This is a genomic window from Pontibacter rugosus, assembly GCF_042678745.1.
In the GTDB taxonomy this organism is placed as follows: domain Bacteria; phylum Bacteroidota; class Bacteroidia; order Cytophagales; family Hymenobacteraceae; genus Pontibacter; species Pontibacter rugosus.
The window spans coordinates 1-17227 of record NZ_JBHTLD010000100.1 but is presented as its reverse complement, the minus strand read 5'-3'; the positions used below and the strand labels follow the sequence as shown (position 1 = coordinate 17227).

Sequence of the window (17227 nt, the reverse complement as noted above, 5' to 3'; positions counted from 1 at the left end):
CAGCTGCCATACAACCTCGTAAAGCCTCTAATGGAATAATAATTCTTATATTTGACTAACACTTATGCTGGAGTAACCTTGAAAAAAACTGACTTAACTGATATTCTATATATTACCTATTACTGGCCGCCTTCAGGAGGTCCAGGTGTGCAGCGTGGATTAAAGTTCTGCAAATACTTTCCACAGTTAGGTATAAAGCCAACGGTACTTACTGTAGATGAGAAACAGGCTTCCTATGCTTTGCTGGACGAGACGTTTACAAAAGAAGTACCTGAAGGTGTGGAATTACACCGCACTGCCACTTCAGAGCCATTTGAGTATTATAAAAAAATTTCAGGCAAGAAAGAGATTCCCTATAGCGGCTTTGCTAACCAGCAAACCAAAGACACCTTATTAGACAAGGTGTTTAAGTTTGTGCGCGGCAATTTATTTATTCCTGATGCTCGTGTAGGCTGGAACAAGCATGCTATCCGTAAGGCAGATGAGCTGCTACAGACGGGAAAGTATAAAGCCATTGTTACAACTAGTCCACCACACTCTACCCAGCTTATCGGGCTAAAACTAAAAAAGAAGTATAACCTGCCCTGGATAGCAGACCTGCGCGACCCCTGGACAAACATACATTACTACGACCAGCTATACCACACAGCCCTGGCTAAGCGCCTGGATGAGAAGTATGAGCGACAGGTATTAGAGCAGGCAGATGCTATAATCGTGACAAGCGAAGACACAAAACGCCTGTTCCTCAACAAGCCAGCAAGTATAGATGTAAATAAAATTCACGTTATCCCGAACGGGTATGATGCGGAGGATTTCGTGTTTCATAGCCTGCCGCCTAAAAACGAGTACCTGATTACCTATACTGGCACCATCACCGAAAATTATAACATCGACGTGTTCCTGAAAGTACTGGCGCACCTTATGTCGGTACACAGCGATGTAAACTATAAGCTTCGGTTTGTAGGCAAGGTCTCAGAGGGCATGAAAAGCCGGATTGAGAAAGCGGGAGTATTAGGCATCACAGAGTTCATCCCTTATGTACCGCACCAGCAGGCAATTAAGTATATGATGGAAAGCACAGCTTTACTTATCTCTATTGCGGATGTAGACAATGTATATGCGAATGTGCCGGGCAAGCTTTTTGAGTATTTAGCGGCCAACAAACCGATTATAGCGCTCGGACCTGTGCATTCTGACATGGACCGTATCATTGATGAATGCGGGGCAGGAAGGTTATTTCATTACACTGCTTACGACCTGATGCTGGACCACATGAACCAGTCCACCAAAGCCTGGAAAACCAATCCAAACCTGGACCTGCCTTATATTAACCACTCCCGCTTTTCCCGAGAGGCTTTAACGGGAGAACTGGCAGGGATAATTCGGCAGTTGGTAAAATAGATATCAGTCATACTTAGGGCAGGTATAGCCATACCTTAAAGTTAAGGCTATTCCTGCCCTCTTCCCCTTCTCCTGCACAGGCAGCATACTTTTAGAAATGTAGCCTGAGGCTTTCAACCTTTCCCGTTTATACGTTGATTTACAGGCATTCCTAAATCAGCCTTCGCTTAATTATACTTCTGAAATAAATTTAGAAGTCGTAACTGAATGTTGGGCAGGAAATCGTATTTTAGAAAATGTTTCAACATTTACAGTTCAACTTTTAAGCACTTGAATGATGGACAAACTTTCATACAGCCATGGTGTTAGCACCACACCCCTACGAGGTGAAACAATCAGCCAGAGCCTGCGCAGCACAGTACAAAAATTCGGCACCCGCGAAGCTTTGGTGATGGTAACTCAAAATTACCGTGCGACTTACGCTGCACTGTGGGAGCAGGTTGAGCAGGTTGCCAAAGGTTTATTAGCATACGGCATCGAAGCAGGAGACCGTGTCGGAATCTGGTCGCCTAACCGATACGAGTGGGTACTGGTGCAGTTTGCAACAGCCCGTATAGGCGCTATACTTGTCAATATCAACCCGGCCTACAAAACCAACGACCTGCAGCATGCCCTGCAGCAAAGCCAGATAAAGCTACTTATAGCTGCTCCAAGATTCCGGCAGACCGATTATGTAGAGATGCTAGAACAGATAAAACCAACCTGCGCTTATCCAGAGCAAACAGTTGTGCTGGAGTGGGACTGGCAGTCATTTCTAGATGCAGGAAAAAGTATTCGTACAGAAGAGGTAGAAGCCGTTGAAAACTCCTTACAATTCGACAACCCTATCAACATACAATATACCTCGGGCACCACCGGCTTTCCGAAGGGTGCTACCTTGTCGCACCACAACATCCTGAACAATGGCTTTTTTATAGGAGAGATTTTAAAGTATACTGAGCTAGACCGGGTGTGTATTCCGGTGCCTTTTTACCACTGCTTCGGAATGGTGATAGGGAACTTAGCCTGTATCACGCACGGTGCCTGTATGGTAATACCAGATGAATCTTTTGACCCGGCCCAGGTAATGCAAACTGTGCAGGATGAAAAATGCACCTCGCTCTATGGGGTGCCCACTATGTTTATAGCAGAGCTCGACCACCCAGAATTTTCAAAGTATGATTTCTCATCTCTGCGCACGGGTGTGATGGCGGGTGCAAATTGCCCGATAGAGACCATGAAAAAGGTGCAGCAAAAGATGAATATGCAGGAAGTGACCGTCTGCTACGGCATGACAGAGACTAGTCCTGTATCGCTGCAAAGTTTGCCAGATGCCCCCTTGGACAAACGCGTTGCTACAGTTGGCACCGTGCACCCACACCTGGAAGTGAAAATTGTTGATCCTGAAACCGGCAATATTTTACCTCGCGGTCAGCAAGGTGAGCTCTGTACCCGTGGCTACTCCGTTATGCTGGGCTATTGGAACATGCCGCAGGCCACTGAACAAGCTCTACGCAATGGCTGGATGCACACCGGCGATTTAGCTGTGATGGACGAAGAAGGCTATGTGCAGATAGTGGGCCGCATAAAAGACATAGTTATCAGGGGCGGAGAAAACATTGCCCCACGCGAAATTGAAGAGTTTCTGATCACGCACCCAGCTATAGTGGATGTACAGGTGATAGGCGTGCCGGATGCTAAGTATGGCGAAGAAGTAATGGCTTGGGTAAAGCTGCGGGAAGGCCATGACATCACACCTGAGCATATCACAGCTTATTGCAAAGGCAAAATCTCTACCTATAAAATTCCTAAGTATTGGAAATTTGTAGATCAGTTCCCGATGACAGTGACGGGCAAAATCAGGAAAGTGGAGATGCGGGCAATATCAACCAAAGAACTGGGGCTAGAGGCCATTCCGTAAGAATAACCGGCAAACGTAGCACCTATACTTTAAGTTTATACTACCTGCACTTTGCAACAGCAGCCACTATACATGCTTTAGTTAAAATAAGTATCTTGCAACATGATTGGGTGACAATTTTGAGCCCAGCGTATAAAGGCAAAAATTCATAGAATGGCATTAGACCTTAATAACAAGGCTATATTAGTAACGGGTGGCACTGGCTCGTTCGGGAAAAAATTTGTAGAGATGGTATACGCGCGCTTCCCTAACGTGAAGCGCCTGGTGATCTACTCCCGCGATGAACTGAAGCAATTTGAAATGTCGCAGGTGTTCCCGCACAGCAAGTATAAATCTGTAAGATATTTTATCGGCGATGTGCGCGACGGTGATCGCTTTAAGCGCGCCTGCGAAGGTATAGACATAATCGTACACGCTGCTGCGCTAAAACAGGTGCCTGCGGCGGAATACAACCCGATGGAGTGCATCAAAACCAATGTGTTGGGTGCTGAAAACGTGATAAACGCGGCGTTGGATTGCGGGGTAAAGGATGTGGTGGCCCTTTCTACGGACAAAGCCGCTGCTCCTATCAACTTGTACGGAGCTACCAAGCTTTGCTCTGATAAGCTTTTTGTGGCTGCCAACAACATGCGTGGCAAGCGCGATATTCGCTTCTCAGTAGTGCGCTACGGCAACGTGATCGGCTCCAGAGGTTCTGTGGTACCCTTCTTTATGAAGAAGCGTGCCGACGGCGTTTTACCTATCACCCACCCTGATATGACACGTTTTAACATCTCTTTAGAAGAAGGTGTAGAGCTGGTTTTTCATGCGCTGGAAAACCATTGGGGCGGCGAAATCTTCGTTCCTAAAATACCGTCTTACCGTATCACAGATGTAGCGGAAGCTATCGGGCCTGCTTGTGAGCAGGAGATTGTTGGTATTCGCCCTGGTGAGAAACTGCATGAGGAGATGATCACTGAAACCGATTCCCTCAACACAGTTGAGCTGGAAAAAAACTATGTTATACTTCCCTCCACTCCTATCTGGGACACAGATGAGTTTCTGAAGGCGCACAAAGGGCACATGGTTGAAATGGGCTTTAAGTATAACTCCGGCACCAATACCGACTGGCTAACAGTAGATCAACTACGTGAGCAAATCCGACAGCACGTAGATTCGAATTTTACAGTTTGAGAAGATACAATACCTAAGACTTTTTAACTCGTGACTCAGAACTCAAAACTCAGCACTAACACCAAACCTATTCCTTACGGCCGTCAGAACATCACTGAAGATGATATTCAGGCGGTGGTGGAGACGCTCACTTCCGATTTTCTGACGCAAGGGCCACGGGTGGCTGAGTTCGAGCAGGCATTTGCAAACTACGTTGGCGCTAAGTATGCTGTAGCAGTAAGCAATGGTACAGCTGCGCTGCATTTGTGTGCGATGGCGCTGGGTGTGAACGAGGAATCGAGGGTAATTACCACGCCTATTACTTTTGTGGCTTCGGCCAACTGCGTGCGCTATTGCGGCGGCTCTGTAGAATTTGCTGATATTGATCCAAATACAGCCCTGCTGGATGTGGAAAAAGTGCGGGAGTTGGTTGAGAGCAAGCCGAGAGGCTACTATAGCGGCATTATTCCTGTGGATTTTGCCGGCAATCCGGTAAACCTGGAGGAGTTTAAAAAATTAGCTGACGAGCACGGTCTGTGGATTATTGAGGATGCCTGTCATGCTCCCGGTGGCTACTTTATCGATAGCAAGGGTGAGAAACAGAACTGCGGCAACGGGAATTATGCAGATCTGGCCATCTTTTCTTTCCACCCTGTCAAGCACATAGCCACAGGCGAGGGCGGCATGGTGACAACGAACGATGAGAAGCTCTATCAAGCGCTGCTCAAGCTGCGCACTCACGGTATCACCCGCGACCCAGAACTGATGGAGGAGAACCACGGCGGCTGGTACATGGAGATGCAGGAGCTAGGCTACAACTACCGTATTCCGGACATGCTGTGCGCTTTAGGCGTTTCGCAGCTGCAACGCGCAGATGCCGGCATTGCCAGAAGAAAGGGCATTGCCAAAGTATATGATAAAGCTTTTGCTGATGTACCCGGTATAGATACACTAACCACATCGCCAGAGGCTTTACGTGAGGCCGATACAGGCCATGCCTACCATCTGTACATTATCCGGGTGCAGGACCGCAAAGGGCTGTATGATTTCCTGCGCGAGCACAGCATTTTTGCGCAAGTGCATTATATTCCGGCCCACACCATGCCATACTACCGCAGCTTAGGGTACAGCAAAGGCGACTACCCTGCTGCCGAACACTATTACAGCGAGTGCCTGAGCCTGCCCATGTACCCTACCCTGACACAGGAGGAGCAGGAGTTTGTGATTGAAAAAGTGAAAGAGTTTGTACAGCGGTGAGTAACATCGCTATTATACCGGCACGTGGAGGCAGCAAGCGCATTCCCAGGAAAAATATTAAAAGCTTCCTTGGCAAGCCTATTATTGCCTACTCTATAGAGACCGCTATCAATTGTGGTTTGTTTGACGAAGTGATGGTTTCCACAGATAACGAAGAAATTGCCCAGGTGGCAAAGCAGTACGGGGCACAGGTGCCTTTCTTGAGGAGCACCGATGCTTCTGATGATTTTGCCACAACAGCACAGGTTCTGGAGGAGGTGCTGAGCAATTTTAGAGCCTCTGGCAAGTTGTTCGACAATGCGTGCTGCATCTATCCCACTGCTCCATTTGTAACGCCAGCCACCTTAGAAAAAGCTTATGATAAACTTATCAAGGAAAGCCATGATACAGTTTTCCCTGTACTACGTTATAGCTATCCGATCTGGCGCAGCTTTCGGTTGGAAGACGGTTTAGCACAGCTGAACTGGCCGGAGCACCTGAACAGCCGGTCACAAGACCTGACACCTGCCTTCCACGATGCAGGACAGTTCTACTGGTTCAAGGTAGACGCTTTTTGCAAAAAAAAGGCATTATTCACCGATAAAACCGGTGCCTTCGAAATATCAGAGTTAGAAGCCCAGGATATCGACAATGAAATTGACTGGAAACTAGCTGAGCTAAAGTATAAACTGCTGGATGGGACTAAGTAAAGAGAGCAAAGACGTAAAGCAGCGAATTATATTCCGCGCCGACGGGAATAGCCAGATTGGCCTTGGCCATGTAGTCCGCTCGCTGGCGCTGGCAGAAATGCTGCGCGAGGAGTTTGAGTGCATTTTCGCTATTCAGTCGCCCTCTAAAGATCTTCGGGAACAAATACAGCATACCTGTCACGGACTTATCGCTCTTCCTGCCTGCACCCCAGCAGAAGATCGCTTTACGCATGAGTTAGACGCTTATATCTCAAAAGAAGAAATTGTAGTGCTGGATGGCTACAATTTCAACACAAATTACCAGTTAAGCATCAAGGCAAAAGGAGCTGCGCTTATCTGCATCGATGATATTCACACGTATTCTTTTGTGGCAGATGCCGTTCTGAACCAGGCAGGAGGTGTAAAGGCATCTTTATATACAACATCCCCCTATACAAAGCTGCTGCTTGGTACTGATTATGCACTGCTGCGCCAGCCTTTTATGGCAGCAGCCCGCCAAACACGTCATCAACCTGCTGCACCTCTTCAATTGCTCGTTAGTCTGGGCGGTGCTGATCCAGCCAACTATACCCTCAAGCTGGCAAAAGAACTGGCTGATACTTGTTCTGCACAGGTTAATTTAGTGGTGGGCGGAGCTTATCAGCACCTGGAGGAGCTACAGCAATGGCTTGCCCTCTACCCTGCCTTTGCCCTGCATCGTAACCTAACAGCAGATCAAATGTGTCGGCTGATGTGCCAGTGCGCAGTGGCTGTCACCTCTTCCAGCGGTGTAGCTTATGAGTATGCGGCTGTAGGCGGTATACTTTATGTACTGCAAACGGCTGATAACCAAGCAGGATTATACAGCTTTCTCACTGAGAACGGAATCGCTTTGAGATACGAGGAGCTCAAGTCGCATCTAAGTAACAGATCGCTGGAAGAGCTTTTCCGGGAGCAGGTGCAAATACAACGCCGGTATATAGACGGTTATAGCGATGATCGGCTTCGGGAAATATTCCGCAGGTTGTCTCTTGCCACTGACCTTACATTTAGAGAGGTGACAGAAGGAGACCTGCTGCTGGTTTATGAATGGAATAACGACCCTGAAGTCCGCCGCCGCTCTTTTGACTCAGCAACTATACTTTTAGAGAGCCACACACGCTGGTTTAAAGACAAACTTGCCGACCCACATACGGTCATATATATTGCTGAAGTAAAAGGAAAACCAGCCGCTCAAATCCGGTTTAAAGTACAAAACACGACTGCCACCCTTGGCTATCTTATCTCAGCCGAGTTTAGGGGCAAAGGCCTGGGGCATATATTGCTTTCAAAGGGTGTGGAGCAGTTACTGGCTCAAAACCCTGGCATACTAGTAGTAGAAGGACTGGTACAGCGCGATAATATTGCTTCTGTGCGAGCTTTCGAGAAAGCCGGTTTTACCTATGGCAAACCAAACAAACTACACCCCGACGCACATCGCTTTATACTAGAGGTGAAAGTTTAAGCATAGCATTTAATTATGAACGAAATTAATATAGCTGATCAGCTGATTGGCGACTCACATAAGCCTTTTATCATTGCTGAAATGTCGGGCAACCACAACCAGTCGTTGGAAAGGGCACTACAAATTGTAGACGCTGCCGCTGCCGCAGGTGCTGACGCTATTAAGCTTCAGACCTACACCGCAGACACCATGACTATGCCCGGAGCCCTCACCATAGAAGATGAAAACTCTTTGTGGAAAGGCCGCGAACTGTATGACCTTTATCAGGAAGCTTACACCCCATGGGAATGGCACAAACCAATTTTTGAGCGAGCCAAAGAGCATGGTATGGTTGCTTTCTCTTCTCCCTTTGATGAAACAGCGGTGGATTTTCTGGAGGAGCTTGGGGCACCTGTATACAAAATCGCATCTTTCGAAAATACCGATCACCCACTGCTGCGTAAGGTAGCGGCTACTGGCAAGCCTGTTATCATGAGCACTGGTGCGGCTACAATACAGGAAGTGGCTGAGGGTGTGCAGGTGCTCCGGGAGGCGGGTTGCCAGGAGCTTATATTGCTAAAATGCACCTCCACCTACCCTTCCACTCCTGAAAACACCAATCTGATAACCATCCCGCACATGCGCCAGCTGCATGGGGTACAGGTAGGCCTCTCCGACCATACCATGGGTATAGGGGCGGCAGTGGCGGCAGTGGCACTCGGTGCTACCGTTATAGAAAAACATTTTACGCTTCGGCGAGCTGACGGTGGAGTGGATTCTGCCTTCTCGCTGGAGCCTGAGGAGCTTAAAGCGCTGGTGGTAGAGACAGAACGCGCCCGGCTGGCATTAGGCAGAGTGCAGTACGGTGTACAGCGCGCCGAGGAAAAGAGCCGTCTGTTCAAGCGTTCTGTTTATGCAGCGAAGGATATTGCCGCTGGCGAGCAACTAACAAGAGAGAACATCCGAGTGATTCGCCCTGGTTTAGGACTTGCCCCCAAGCATTTTGAGAGCTTGCTGGGAAAAGCAGCCAAACAAAGCATAAAAGCGGGCACACCACTTACTTGGGATGTGGTATAACACATGCAAAAGTGGTTTGAAATCTATAGTTCTATACTTTACATGCACTTTTCAGGTAATTTTTTAGCGTTGCCCGACAGTGCTAAAAGTGCTGTGTCTCCACAAAAACCGCTCATGCGCCTGCTGCGCATGGCTGGGTATACTGTGGTTCGCCTGCTGGGTAACCTGCTAAAGGTTGTAGAGAAACCGGAGAAACTCCAGGGCAAAGTATGGCTTTATGTTGTCAGTCAAAACAACTATGATAGCCTCAAATTCATTTCTGAAGAACTTCAAAACGTATCTTTTGTTGCAGGACAAAGTAAAGAACTGGGAAAGTATAATCCTTTTGTAAACAGACTATCTTTAAGAAAGAAACTGCTGTACTATTACAAATTCCTGCCGCTGCTCTTTCTGTTTCTAAAGTATAAAAAGGCAAGTACACTCCGCTTCTTTGATTTGCTCTATGATTCGGTGGGCTTCTATGAAATATACTTACAGAAGCTACACAAGTATAAACCTGCTGCCATTGTATTTGCAAATGACCATAATGCGGATGCGCGCGCTATGCTGTTAGCTGCCAAAGCCTCAGGTATCAAAACCATTTATTTACAGCACGCTAGCGTGAGCCCAATTTTCCCACCACTGGCGTTCGACCTTAATTTACTGGAAGGCCATGATGCACTTACAAAGTATAAACTTTGTGGCCCTATCGCCGGGAAGGTAGAATTGATAGGCATGCCAAAGGCTGATGCTTTTGTAGGTAAGCGCAATTTCAGTACCAGTATTAAAACAGTGGGTCTCGGCTGTAACTTACTGGATGATGTGAAGGAAGTACAACGTGTATTACAGCGTATATCAAGCGCATTTCCAGCTATCAGTTTTATACTTCGCCCACACCCCCGCGACACACGAAATATTGCTGCTTTGGCCGCTATGGCAGATAACATAATTCTTTCTGATAGTCGTAGCCAATCTGCTTTTGAGTATTTGCAACAGTTAGATGTGCAAATCAGTGGTAATTCTGCCATACACCTGGAAGCCGTAATGCTGAATATCTGGAGTATTTTCTATGAATTTAATCCGACGCAACCACTGCCTGATTACTATGGCTTTATCGGAAACAAATTAGTGGATGTAGCAACCTCACCAGATCATCTAGTTTCTATGCTAGAAAGCCGCCTTCAGGAGAGGCCGCGGGTAGTGGAACAGGCGCAGTATTATAATGCAACAGTTTGCACAGCAAATGAAGGAAAAAGTGCAGCACTGGCGCTAGCGCATATCAAAGACTATATTCGTCAATAGCAGTCACCAAACCTTTGCATCGCATAAAGCAAGCATGCGCATGGAAGGAACCTGCAAGATAAAAAGCCGGTATACGCTATGCCGTTTGAAAGCAGCATCAGTACTACAAGCTCTTCAGAAACTATCAGCTTAAACTCATACCATTTACTACCTTTGCACTACACCTCTTAACATAAATGAGCAGAACATTACAGCGCGAAGGTATCTGGAACACGGCCATTTCTTATGCCGGAATAGTTATCGGCTACATCAATACCATCCTGCTTTTCCCTAACATACTGGATGAAGCAGAAGTTGGCCTGACGCGCTTGCTCCTATCTATTTCGGTGATGTATGCCCAATTCTCGGCGCTTGGTTTCGTGAACATGAGCGTGCGCTATTTTCCATACTTCCGCGACAAAGAAAAGCAACACAACGGCTTCCTGTTTCTGCTGCTTGCTGTTCCCATACTTGGCTTTATACTTATCACTGCTATTTTCCTGCTGTTTAAGCCAACAGTTGTAGGTTATTACCTGGAAAATTCTCCGCTCATCGTTGACTATTATTACTACCTGATTCCGCTTGCGCTGTGCACGCTGCTCTTCAACATGTTCACCGCCTATCTGCGGTCGCTGTACAAAACCATTGTCTCCTCTTTTGTGCAGGATTTCCTGCTACGTATTTTGACAACGGTTTTAGTGAGTATCTATGCGCTGGGGGTAATGGAGTTCCAGACTTTTGTGCTGCTGTACATCGTTGTGAATTCTGTGGGAGCACTGGTGCTGGTGATGTATGTAATATGGCTGAAACAACTTTTTGTAAAACCTTCGCTGGCTGTGTTGAATATCATGCCCATTAGGGAAGTGTTTTACTATGGCTTCTTTACTTTTCTGGGTAATATCTCTACCACTATCATCACCACGGTAGATCAGGTTATGATCTCCTCCTACAGCCTTGCAGCAAACGGCATCTATACTACGGCCTTTTTCATGACAAGCGCCATACTGGTACCCGGCAGATCTATACTTAAAATTGCGCAACCGCAGGTAGCTGAATTCTGGAAAGACAAGAACCTGAAGGGCATGAAGAAGCTGTACCAGAACGTAACTATGATCAACCTGATCGTTGGTCTGCTGCTCTTTGTTGGCATCTGGGCGAACATCGACAACTTGTTCGATTTTATGCCAGAAAGCTACCGTAGCGGCAAGTACGTTGTGTTGTTTCTAGCCATAGCGAGGCTGGTGGATTTAGCTACCAGTTTGAACGGGGCTATACTTGCCACGTCAGATAAGTATAGGTGGGACCTCGGCTTCAACATCATACTTGCCGGGCTAACCATCTGGACGAACTGGTACTTTATACCTCGCTACGGGATTGAAGGAGCGGCCCTTGCTTCCATGATTTCCCTGATATTCATGAATGTGGCCCGCCTTCTTTTTGTGCAGGTCATTTTCAGGATACAGCCCTTTACATGGCATGCACTCGGTATAGTGGCCATAGGCGCCATAACTTTGGGAGCCTCTTACCTCCTGCCTTATCTCGGCAATGTATTCCTGGATATGCTAATACGCTCTATCCTGATCACAGCCATTTATGCCACTCTTGCTCTAAATCTTAACGTTTACCCTGAGATGAACGCTTGGTTGCGCAAAGTAATCTACGGCATCACGGGTCTTAAACTATAGAATGATAGCCATAGCTGTACTAGAGAAGTATGATCAAACATTCTGCTTAACATAATTTACCACATTTTGACAAATATAGGCTAGCTGTTCTTCTTTAAGTTCTGAGTGTAGCGGTAGCGAAAGCGTACTTTTAGCTGCTTTGGCCGCACCTGATAGCTGTTGTGAATTATTAAAGGTTAGTGAAGGAAAAGTTTGGTGAAGAGGTTGCGCATAAAACACCGCACTAGGTATGTAATTCTCATACAGGTGCTGCTGCAACCCATCGCGCAGTTCAGGTGCGACAGTAATAGTATACTGTTGGTAAGTATGGCATCTATCAGAAGTTTGTTGCGGTACCTGCACGCCGGCTATACCTCTGAAAGCGCTGTCATAAAAATGGGCTACCTCTTGTCTGGCAGCATTATACTCCTCAACAAAGGGTAATTTTACTTCCATCATCGCAGCCTGTAATGTGCCAAGGCGGGAGCGGTATACCTGTTCGCCTAATATCCCCTGTACTTGCATCTGCTCTACTGTTGCTGCTAATGCCGCATTATTTACTAAAACGGCTGCTCCCTCTCCGGAGTCAAGGGCAGGTTTTGTAGGATAAAAGTTAGTGATACCTACGTCTCCTACAGCACCAGCCCTGTGCTTCTTACCGTCTGGCGCTGTATAAACCGCACCTAACGCCTGGCTGGCATCTTCTATTAGCCAGCTGTTATAGGTTTGGCACAACGCCCTGATTTCAAAAACAGCAGCACCTTGCCCGAACAAGTGAGAAACTACCACTCCTTTAGTTTGCGAAGTGATTACTTTTGCGACTGTGGCAGCAGTTACGGTGTAGGTATCTAAATCAACATCAGCAATAACCGGTTTAAGACCTAACTGCAACAGTACCGTTACTAGCATCGCATCACCAAAAGCCGGAACTATAATTTCAGCCTGTGCCGGTAACTGCAACAATCTCAAAGAAGCCTTTAGCGCCTCCACCCCATCAGTACAGGGCAAGGCGTAGGGTGCTTGGAAATAGGTTTCTAAACTACGGACAAAACTTTGTACTTGTGGCCCATCCTCAAAATCCATTTGTGCCATTACAGCACTAAAAGCAGCATCCAGGGCAGGTTTCAGTTTAGCATAAGGAGCCTTTGTGGCTGTCATTTTAATGTCTTCCATGGCTTAATTTATACTTGAGCACGGCTTATTAACAGTAAGTATACGTCTTTTCTAAGCACACTTATTTCGTTTGTGCATAACCACACCCGGCAATCACCTGCAAAACCACAAGCACGATCACCGCGTTCATACAAAACTAAGACAATCAGCTAAAACTATGAACAAGTCAAAATTTATACTTCTATTCATTTGCCTACCACTACTCTACTCCTGCAACAGCAGCGAGTCTGAAACTGCTACCAGTAGTGAGCAATCCTTAAACGATTACCGCAATTATGTCTCTGAATTTGAACAGGACAGCTTGTCTGAAGTAGAAATGCGTGCTTTGGAACAGGCAGAAGAAGATAACTCCAGGTGGGAGACAGAAAAAACTAACCTGCAGGAGACGTACAACGAGCGCAGAGCGGTTGTAGAGCAAAACCTGGAGGAGCTAGATGAGCAGCAGCGGGCCGAAGTAAACGACTTAGATCAGCGCTACAACAGAGCATTGCAACAGCGGGAGCGGCAGTATGCTGAAGCTGGCCGACGATCAATGCTTCGCCGGGACTTGCTTGGTCTGGAGGTGAAGAACCCTGATATGAGCGATGTTACAGCAGAGAATATCGCATCGGTATATGATCGGTTTATCGCTACTTTGGCACAAAACACTGCCCAATACGAGCAGCGCGATTGGAACCAGATTGAAGGCTGGTGGAACTCCTTAAACAATCGCTTTCAGACGCTAGAAGATGAACTGGACCCTTCTGCCAAAAATTCTATAGAACAAGCGCAAAATCGTTATCGGGAGATAAGAGAAAATTCTAACATCGCCGGTAGATAACCCTGCCTCAGCAGCTCATTTTCTAAAGTATAACAGCTACATTAAGCTACGGCTGATGCTGTTAATACCCGTTTAGAAGGTTAAATTCTTGCACCTGAGAGTCAAGCACCTGCCCCTGGTCGCATTTTAGCACGCGCTGTGGGTACCTGTTTATGATTTCGTAGTTATGAGTAGCCATCAAGACGGCTGTTCCCTGTTTGTTAATTTCCAGGAAAAGCTTCATGATCTCATCAGCCACCAGAGGATCCAGGTTACCGGTTGGCTCATCGGCAAAAAGTATAACAGGCTCATTTAGCAAGGCTCTTGCTACTACCACACGCTGCTGTTCACCACCTGAAAGTTGGTGTGGCATTTTATTGGCAGCTGCATCAAGCCCTACGCGCATCAACACTTCTGAAATACGCTGCTTTCGCTTTGATTTATCATTCCAGCCGGTGGCGCGCAAAACGAAAGCCAGATTCTCTGCCACTGTCCTATCGAACAGCAACTGGAAGTCCTGAAATATAATACCCACTTTGCGGCGCAGGTATGGCACCTGCTTGCGTGGCAGCTTGCCCAGTTTAAAATCCGCTACCGCCGCATGGCCTACTAGCAGCGGCAAGTCACCATAAAGCGTTTTTAAAAGAGAACTTTTCCCGCTTCCTGTGCGCCCTACCAAGTAAACAAACTCACCTTTCTCAATATCGAAATTAACATTGCTCAGTATAGTGTTAACGTCTTGGTAAATAGCAACATCGCGCAGCGATACTACGGGTGTGGAGGAAAAATTCATAGGTACTTATAATTCTAATTTCTGTAGTTTTCCGAACTCAAGAGAGCTGATAAGGGCTGCAAGGGCTTCTTCTTTTCCCTCCAGGCCATAGCGATCCAGGTTTTTGAGCGGGCGATCGGCTCTGAAATATGCAATCAGCACAAAATTGCTATCGCGCAACTGAATATAATCCGGAATTTTGGCTTTACCTTTTACTTTGATGATGTACATCTTTTTCATTTGCGAATTTAAGAATCACGAATTACGAACCTTCAGGACTGATTCTAAGAAGAAACACCTCCATTATTAATTCGTAATTCGTAATTCGTAATTCTAATTACTTGTTGCCTTTCGCGTGGTCAGCCAGGAACTTCTCTAAGCCGCTATCAGTAAGTGGGTGCTTCAATAAGCCTGTAATTACGTTAAGTGGGCACGTTACTACATCAGCGCCGATTTCAGCACACTGCAATAAGTGCATTGTATGACGAACAGAGGCAGCTAAAACCTGCGTCTGGTAGCCATAGTTGCCATATATCTGAACAATTTGCTCGATCAACTGCATGCCATCTGTAGAAATATCATCTAAGCGGCCAATAAACGGAGACACATAGGTTGCTCCTGCCTTGGCAGCTAAAAGCGCCTGGCCAGCAGAGAACACTAACGTGCAGTTGGTTTTAATGCCTTTATCGCTGAAGTAACGGATAGCCTTGATACCATCGCGTATCATAGGCACCTTTACCACAATGTTAGGGTGAAGTTCAGCTAACGCTTCGCCTTCGCGTACAATCTCATCAAAATCAGTTGCGATAACTTCGGCACTGATGTCACCATCTACAATGTCACAGATTTTTTTGTAATGCGCTATCACATTGTCATGGCCAAAAATGCCTTCTTTGGCCATCAAAGATGGATTAGTGGTTACACCATCAAGAACGCCGAGGTCGTATGCCTCCTGAATTTCCTGCAGGTTTGCAGTATCGATAAAAAATTTCATAATTCTTAAGATAGTAGATTTGTTTACAAATCTAACGCAATATGAACTAAGACAAAAGACATTATAAAAAAGATAAGCAGCATTAAAAGCCAGAACGAAGCTTCTGGCAGATTTACAGCTATTACAGGAGAAGATTTGTTCTATTTCAGAGCCAGAATGTGCATGCCATCCAGCTCAGGTAAAACAGCAGAAAAGAGGGAATAACTTGAGGTATGGGCAAAAAAAAGTGGCAAACCAACATCGCGCCGCTTCAACCGTCTACCCTTGCTACCTTCCGGTCCTGGGGGAGTTCGACGGGAGCTGGCCGTGCCGATTTGCCGTTGCAAAGGTACCAATTTTATCTTTCAGCGCAAATGGTTTAGATAAAAAATGTTTGCATGGCTACTAATACACTCTTATATATTTAGTAAACAAGCCATTATGTTCAGATATTTTTTTTATTAATCACAAACTGCCTGCGCCCACTCTTTACTTCCACAATTGGCACAAGGTAGTGCTGGATCCATTTTACCTCTAACCACAGCCCCACAGCTTTTACAGGCATAGGAATCTTTTAAGCGGCTTTGTTCTTCAAAATAATCTGCGTCCCATGGCGGTATTAGTGAGAGCCCTGGTCTTCGTTCTTTATACTTGTATACTATAAACGATCCATTTGCTTCTAAGTATACTCTCTCCGTTTGACCTAAATTGCAAATCTGTTCGCTGCGCAATTCTGCGTACAGCCGCTCACGTGTTAATTTAGTGCGCTCCATGTTATCTAAAAGCATCACCCCATCCTTCACAACAATATCCATGTCACCTAAAATGGCACTTTCAAACTTAGAGCTGTTTTCGGAGCGTTTGGACACTATTCTTTGTACACCTATTACCACAGCGGCAATAATGACGATAGGAAGCAGCCCTCTGGTTGGGTCAGCCATAGGCACTCCTATAGCCGCGGCCAACGAAACCAGCGCAGCCATTTCATTTCTGGTAAGCTGTGCAGCCATACGTTTCCCCATAAGGCGCATAGAAACCATCAGTACAACAAAAATAAAGAAGATTCTGACCACAACCTCTAGCAGAAAAGTCCATGGCACCTCGCCCAGAAATATGCGCATCCAATCAGTAATATGTATGTCTTCCGGCTTCATGCTGACTCACTGCTTATAGGGTATGTCCACTCTTTATGCTCGCAAACATCACAAGCCTTGTTCATAAAATTATCATTGTAATCTGCCAGGTAACCACAGTTCTTACATACCAGGTGTATGTGTTCCTGCTCTACCGGTTGTGGTAACCGAACGTCTTTTTCTGGTATGATTGTTAATCCGGGCTTTGGCTCCTGATAAGTAAACACACTAAACAAGCCGGCTGATTCCAGATATACTCGCTTAACTTCTCCCAAGTGCCTGATTCTGTGCGTGCGAAGCGCACCAAAAAGCTGATCCTTGGATACCCGTGACTTTGCCATCTCCTCCAACTGCATCACTACGTTCTTCACCATCAGGCTCAGGTCTCCCTGTGTTATCAATTCAACCTTTTTATACTTAACTCAAGTTGCGATTATAAACGATGAAGCCATCCAGGTATGTTAAAGGATAAAGAGACCAAACTCTACTCCTTTCTTACCATGAATGACTTCACC

Annotated in this window: 15 protein-coding genes, 1 other RNA gene and 1 pseudogene; 10 read left to right on the top strand and 7 right to left on the bottom strand. The window is 46.3% G+C overall.

The genetic code is table 11. The features are described 5' to 3' along the window. Positions 1-78: 78 nt before the first annotated feature. The 9 genes from ACFQ2O_RS11835 (at position 79) to ACFQ2O_RS11795 (ending at position 11883) form a co-directional block, all read left to right on the top strand. Positions 79-1401, top strand: a complete 1323-nt coding sequence (locus ACFQ2O_RS11835) for a glycosyltransferase family 4 protein (protein ID WP_377527749.1) — start codon at positions 79-81, stop codon at positions 1399-1401. Between the two features lie 274 nt (positions 1402-1675). Beyond that, a complete protein-coding gene (locus tag ACFQ2O_RS11830; RefSeq protein WP_377527746.1) occupies positions 1676-3301 on the top strand; it encodes an AMP-binding protein in 1626 nt (541 codons plus the stop codon). Between the two features lie 153 nt (positions 3302-3454). Continuing rightward, on the top strand, positions 3455-4474 hold the full coding sequence (gene pseB / locus ACFQ2O_RS11825) for a UDP-N-acetylglucosamine 4,6-dehydratase (inverting) (protein ID WP_377527743.1): 1020 nt from the start codon (positions 3455-3457) through the stop codon (positions 4472-4474). A gap of 30 nt (positions 4475-4504) precedes the next feature. Further along, complete coding sequence (gene pseC / locus ACFQ2O_RS11820) at positions 4505-5710, top strand: UDP-4-amino-4,6-dideoxy-N-acetyl-beta-L-altrosamine transaminase (protein ID WP_377527740.1); 1206 nt, start codon at positions 4505-4507, stop codon at positions 5708-5710. After that, a complete protein-coding gene (pseF, locus tag ACFQ2O_RS11815; protein ID WP_377527736.1) occupies positions 5707-6399 on the top strand; it encodes a pseudaminic acid cytidylyltransferase in 693 nt (230 codons plus the stop codon). The genes pseC and pseF overlap by 4 nt, the downstream gene beginning before the upstream one ends. Continuing rightward, positions 6386-7882 (top strand): UDP-2,4-diacetamido-2,4,6-trideoxy-beta-L-altropyranose hydrolase, encoded by a 1497-nt coding sequence (pseG, locus tag ACFQ2O_RS11810; protein WP_377527733.1) that lies wholly within the window; start codon positions 6386-6388, stop codon positions 7880-7882. The genes pseF and pseG overlap by 14 nt, the downstream gene beginning before the upstream one ends. A gap of 15 nt (positions 7883-7897) precedes the next feature. Further along, positions 7898-8938 (top strand): pseudaminic acid synthase, encoded by a 1041-nt coding sequence (gene pseI / locus ACFQ2O_RS11805; protein ID WP_377527730.1) that lies wholly within the window; start codon positions 7898-7900, stop codon positions 8936-8938. A 3-nt stretch (positions 8939-8941) separates the two neighbouring features. Continuing rightward, positions 8942-10219, top strand: coding sequence for a hypothetical protein (locus ACFQ2O_RS11800; RefSeq protein ID WP_377527727.1), 1278 nt, complete (start codon positions 8942-8944; stop codon positions 10217-10219). Positions 10220-10395: 176 nt separating this feature from the next. Beyond that, the gene (locus tag ACFQ2O_RS11795) at positions 10396-11883 is read left to right on the top strand and encodes a lipopolysaccharide biosynthesis protein (RefSeq protein ID WP_377527724.1); all 1488 of its coding nucleotides are present in this window, start codon (positions 10396-10398) and stop codon (positions 11881-11883) included. A gap of 33 nt (positions 11884-11916) precedes the next feature. On the opposite strand, the gene ACFQ2O_RS11790 is transcribed toward ACFQ2O_RS11795, so the two are convergent. Next, complete coding sequence (locus tag ACFQ2O_RS11790) at positions 11917-13035, bottom strand: DegT/DnrJ/EryC1/StrS family aminotransferase (RefSeq protein ID WP_377527721.1); 1119 nt, start codon at positions 13033-13035, stop codon at positions 11917-11919. 157 nt (positions 13036-13192) lie between these two features. Between ACFQ2O_RS11790 and ACFQ2O_RS11785 the strand changes: the two genes are divergently transcribed. Continuing rightward, complete coding sequence (locus ACFQ2O_RS11785) at positions 13193-13855, top strand: hypothetical protein (RefSeq protein WP_377527718.1); 663 nt, start codon at positions 13193-13195, stop codon at positions 13853-13855. Positions 13856-13916: 61 nt separating this feature from the next. Here the strand turns inward: ACFQ2O_RS11785 and ACFQ2O_RS11780 are convergent, their stop codons facing one another. The 6 genes and pseudogenes from ACFQ2O_RS11780 to ACFQ2O_RS11755 form a co-directional block, all read right to left on the bottom strand. Then, on the bottom strand, positions 13917-14627 hold the full coding sequence (locus ACFQ2O_RS11780) for a cell division ATP-binding protein FtsE (protein WP_377527715.1): 711 nt from the start codon (positions 14625-14627) through the stop codon (positions 13917-13919). Between the two features lie 6 nt (positions 14628-14633). Continuing rightward, positions 14634-14837: a fructose-6-phosphate aldolase gene (locus tag ACFQ2O_RS11775; protein ID WP_377527753.1), complete on the bottom strand. Its 204-nt coding sequence runs from the start codon at positions 14835-14837 to the stop codon at positions 14634-14636. A gap of 106 nt (positions 14838-14943) precedes the next feature. Beyond that, positions 14944-15600 (bottom strand): fructose-6-phosphate aldolase, encoded by a 657-nt coding sequence (gene fsa / locus ACFQ2O_RS11770; RefSeq protein WP_377527712.1) that lies wholly within the window; start codon positions 15598-15600, stop codon positions 14944-14946. Positions 15601-15823: 223 nt separating this feature from the next. Further along, positions 15824-15921, bottom strand: an RNA gene (gene ffs / locus ACFQ2O_RS11765) — signal recognition particle sRNA small type. A 119-nt stretch (positions 15922-16040) separates the two neighbouring features. Continuing rightward, complete coding sequence (locus ACFQ2O_RS11760) at positions 16041-16733, bottom strand: DUF421 domain-containing protein (protein WP_377527709.1); 693 nt, start codon at positions 16731-16733, stop codon at positions 16041-16043. Beyond that, positions 16730-17119, bottom strand: a pseudogene (locus ACFQ2O_RS11755) (YetF domain-containing protein); the annotation flags it as partial. The gene ACFQ2O_RS11760 and the pseudogene ACFQ2O_RS11755, both read right to left, overlap by 4 nt. Positions 17120-17227 lie beyond the last annotated feature (108 nt).

What these genes read in the sequence shown, in the direction of transcription:
- ACFQ2O_RS11830 (WP_377527746.1), top strand. Translation starts at nt 1,676, where the DNA reads ATGATGGACAAACTTTCATACAGCCATGGTGTTAGCACCACACCCCTA.
- pseB (WP_377527743.1), top strand. Translation starts at nt 3,455, where the DNA reads ATGGCATTAGACCTTAATAACAAGGCTATATTAGTAACGGGTGGCACT.
- pseG (WP_377527733.1), top strand. Translation starts at nt 6,386, where the DNA reads ATGGGACTAAGTAAAGAGAGCAAAGACGTAAAGCAGCGAATTATATTC.
- pseI (WP_377527730.1), top strand. Translation starts at nt 7,898, where the DNA reads ATGAACGAAATTAATATAGCTGATCAGCTGATTGGCGACTCACATAAG.
- ACFQ2O_RS11800 (WP_377527727.1), top strand. Translation starts at nt 8,942, where the DNA reads ATGCAAAAGTGGTTTGAAATCTATAGTTCTATACTTTACATGCACTTT.
- ACFQ2O_RS11795 (WP_377527724.1), top strand. Translation starts at nt 10,396, where the DNA reads ATGAGCAGAACATTACAGCGCGAAGGTATCTGGAACACGGCCATTTCT.
- ACFQ2O_RS11790 (WP_377527721.1), bottom strand. Translation starts at nt 13,035, where the DNA reads ATGGAAGACATTAAAATGACAGCCACAAAGGCTCCTTATGCTAAACTG.
- ACFQ2O_RS11785 (WP_377527718.1), top strand. Translation starts at nt 13,193, where the DNA reads ATGAACAAGTCAAAATTTATACTTCTATTCATTTGCCTACCACTACTC.
- ACFQ2O_RS11780 (WP_377527715.1), bottom strand. Translation starts at nt 14,627, where the DNA reads ATGAATTTTTCCTCCACACCCGTAGTATCGCTGCGCGATGTTGCTATT.
- ACFQ2O_RS11775 (WP_377527753.1), bottom strand. Translation starts at nt 14,837, where the DNA reads ATGTACATCATCAAAGTAAAAGGTAAAGCCAAAATTCCGGATTATATT.
- fsa (WP_377527712.1), bottom strand. Translation starts at nt 15,600, where the DNA reads ATGAAATTTTTTATCGATACTGCAAACCTGCAGGAAATTCAGGAGGCA.
- ACFQ2O_RS11760 (WP_377527709.1), bottom strand. Translation starts at nt 16,733, where the DNA reads ATGAAGCCGGAAGACATACATATTACTGATTGGATGCGCATATTTCTG.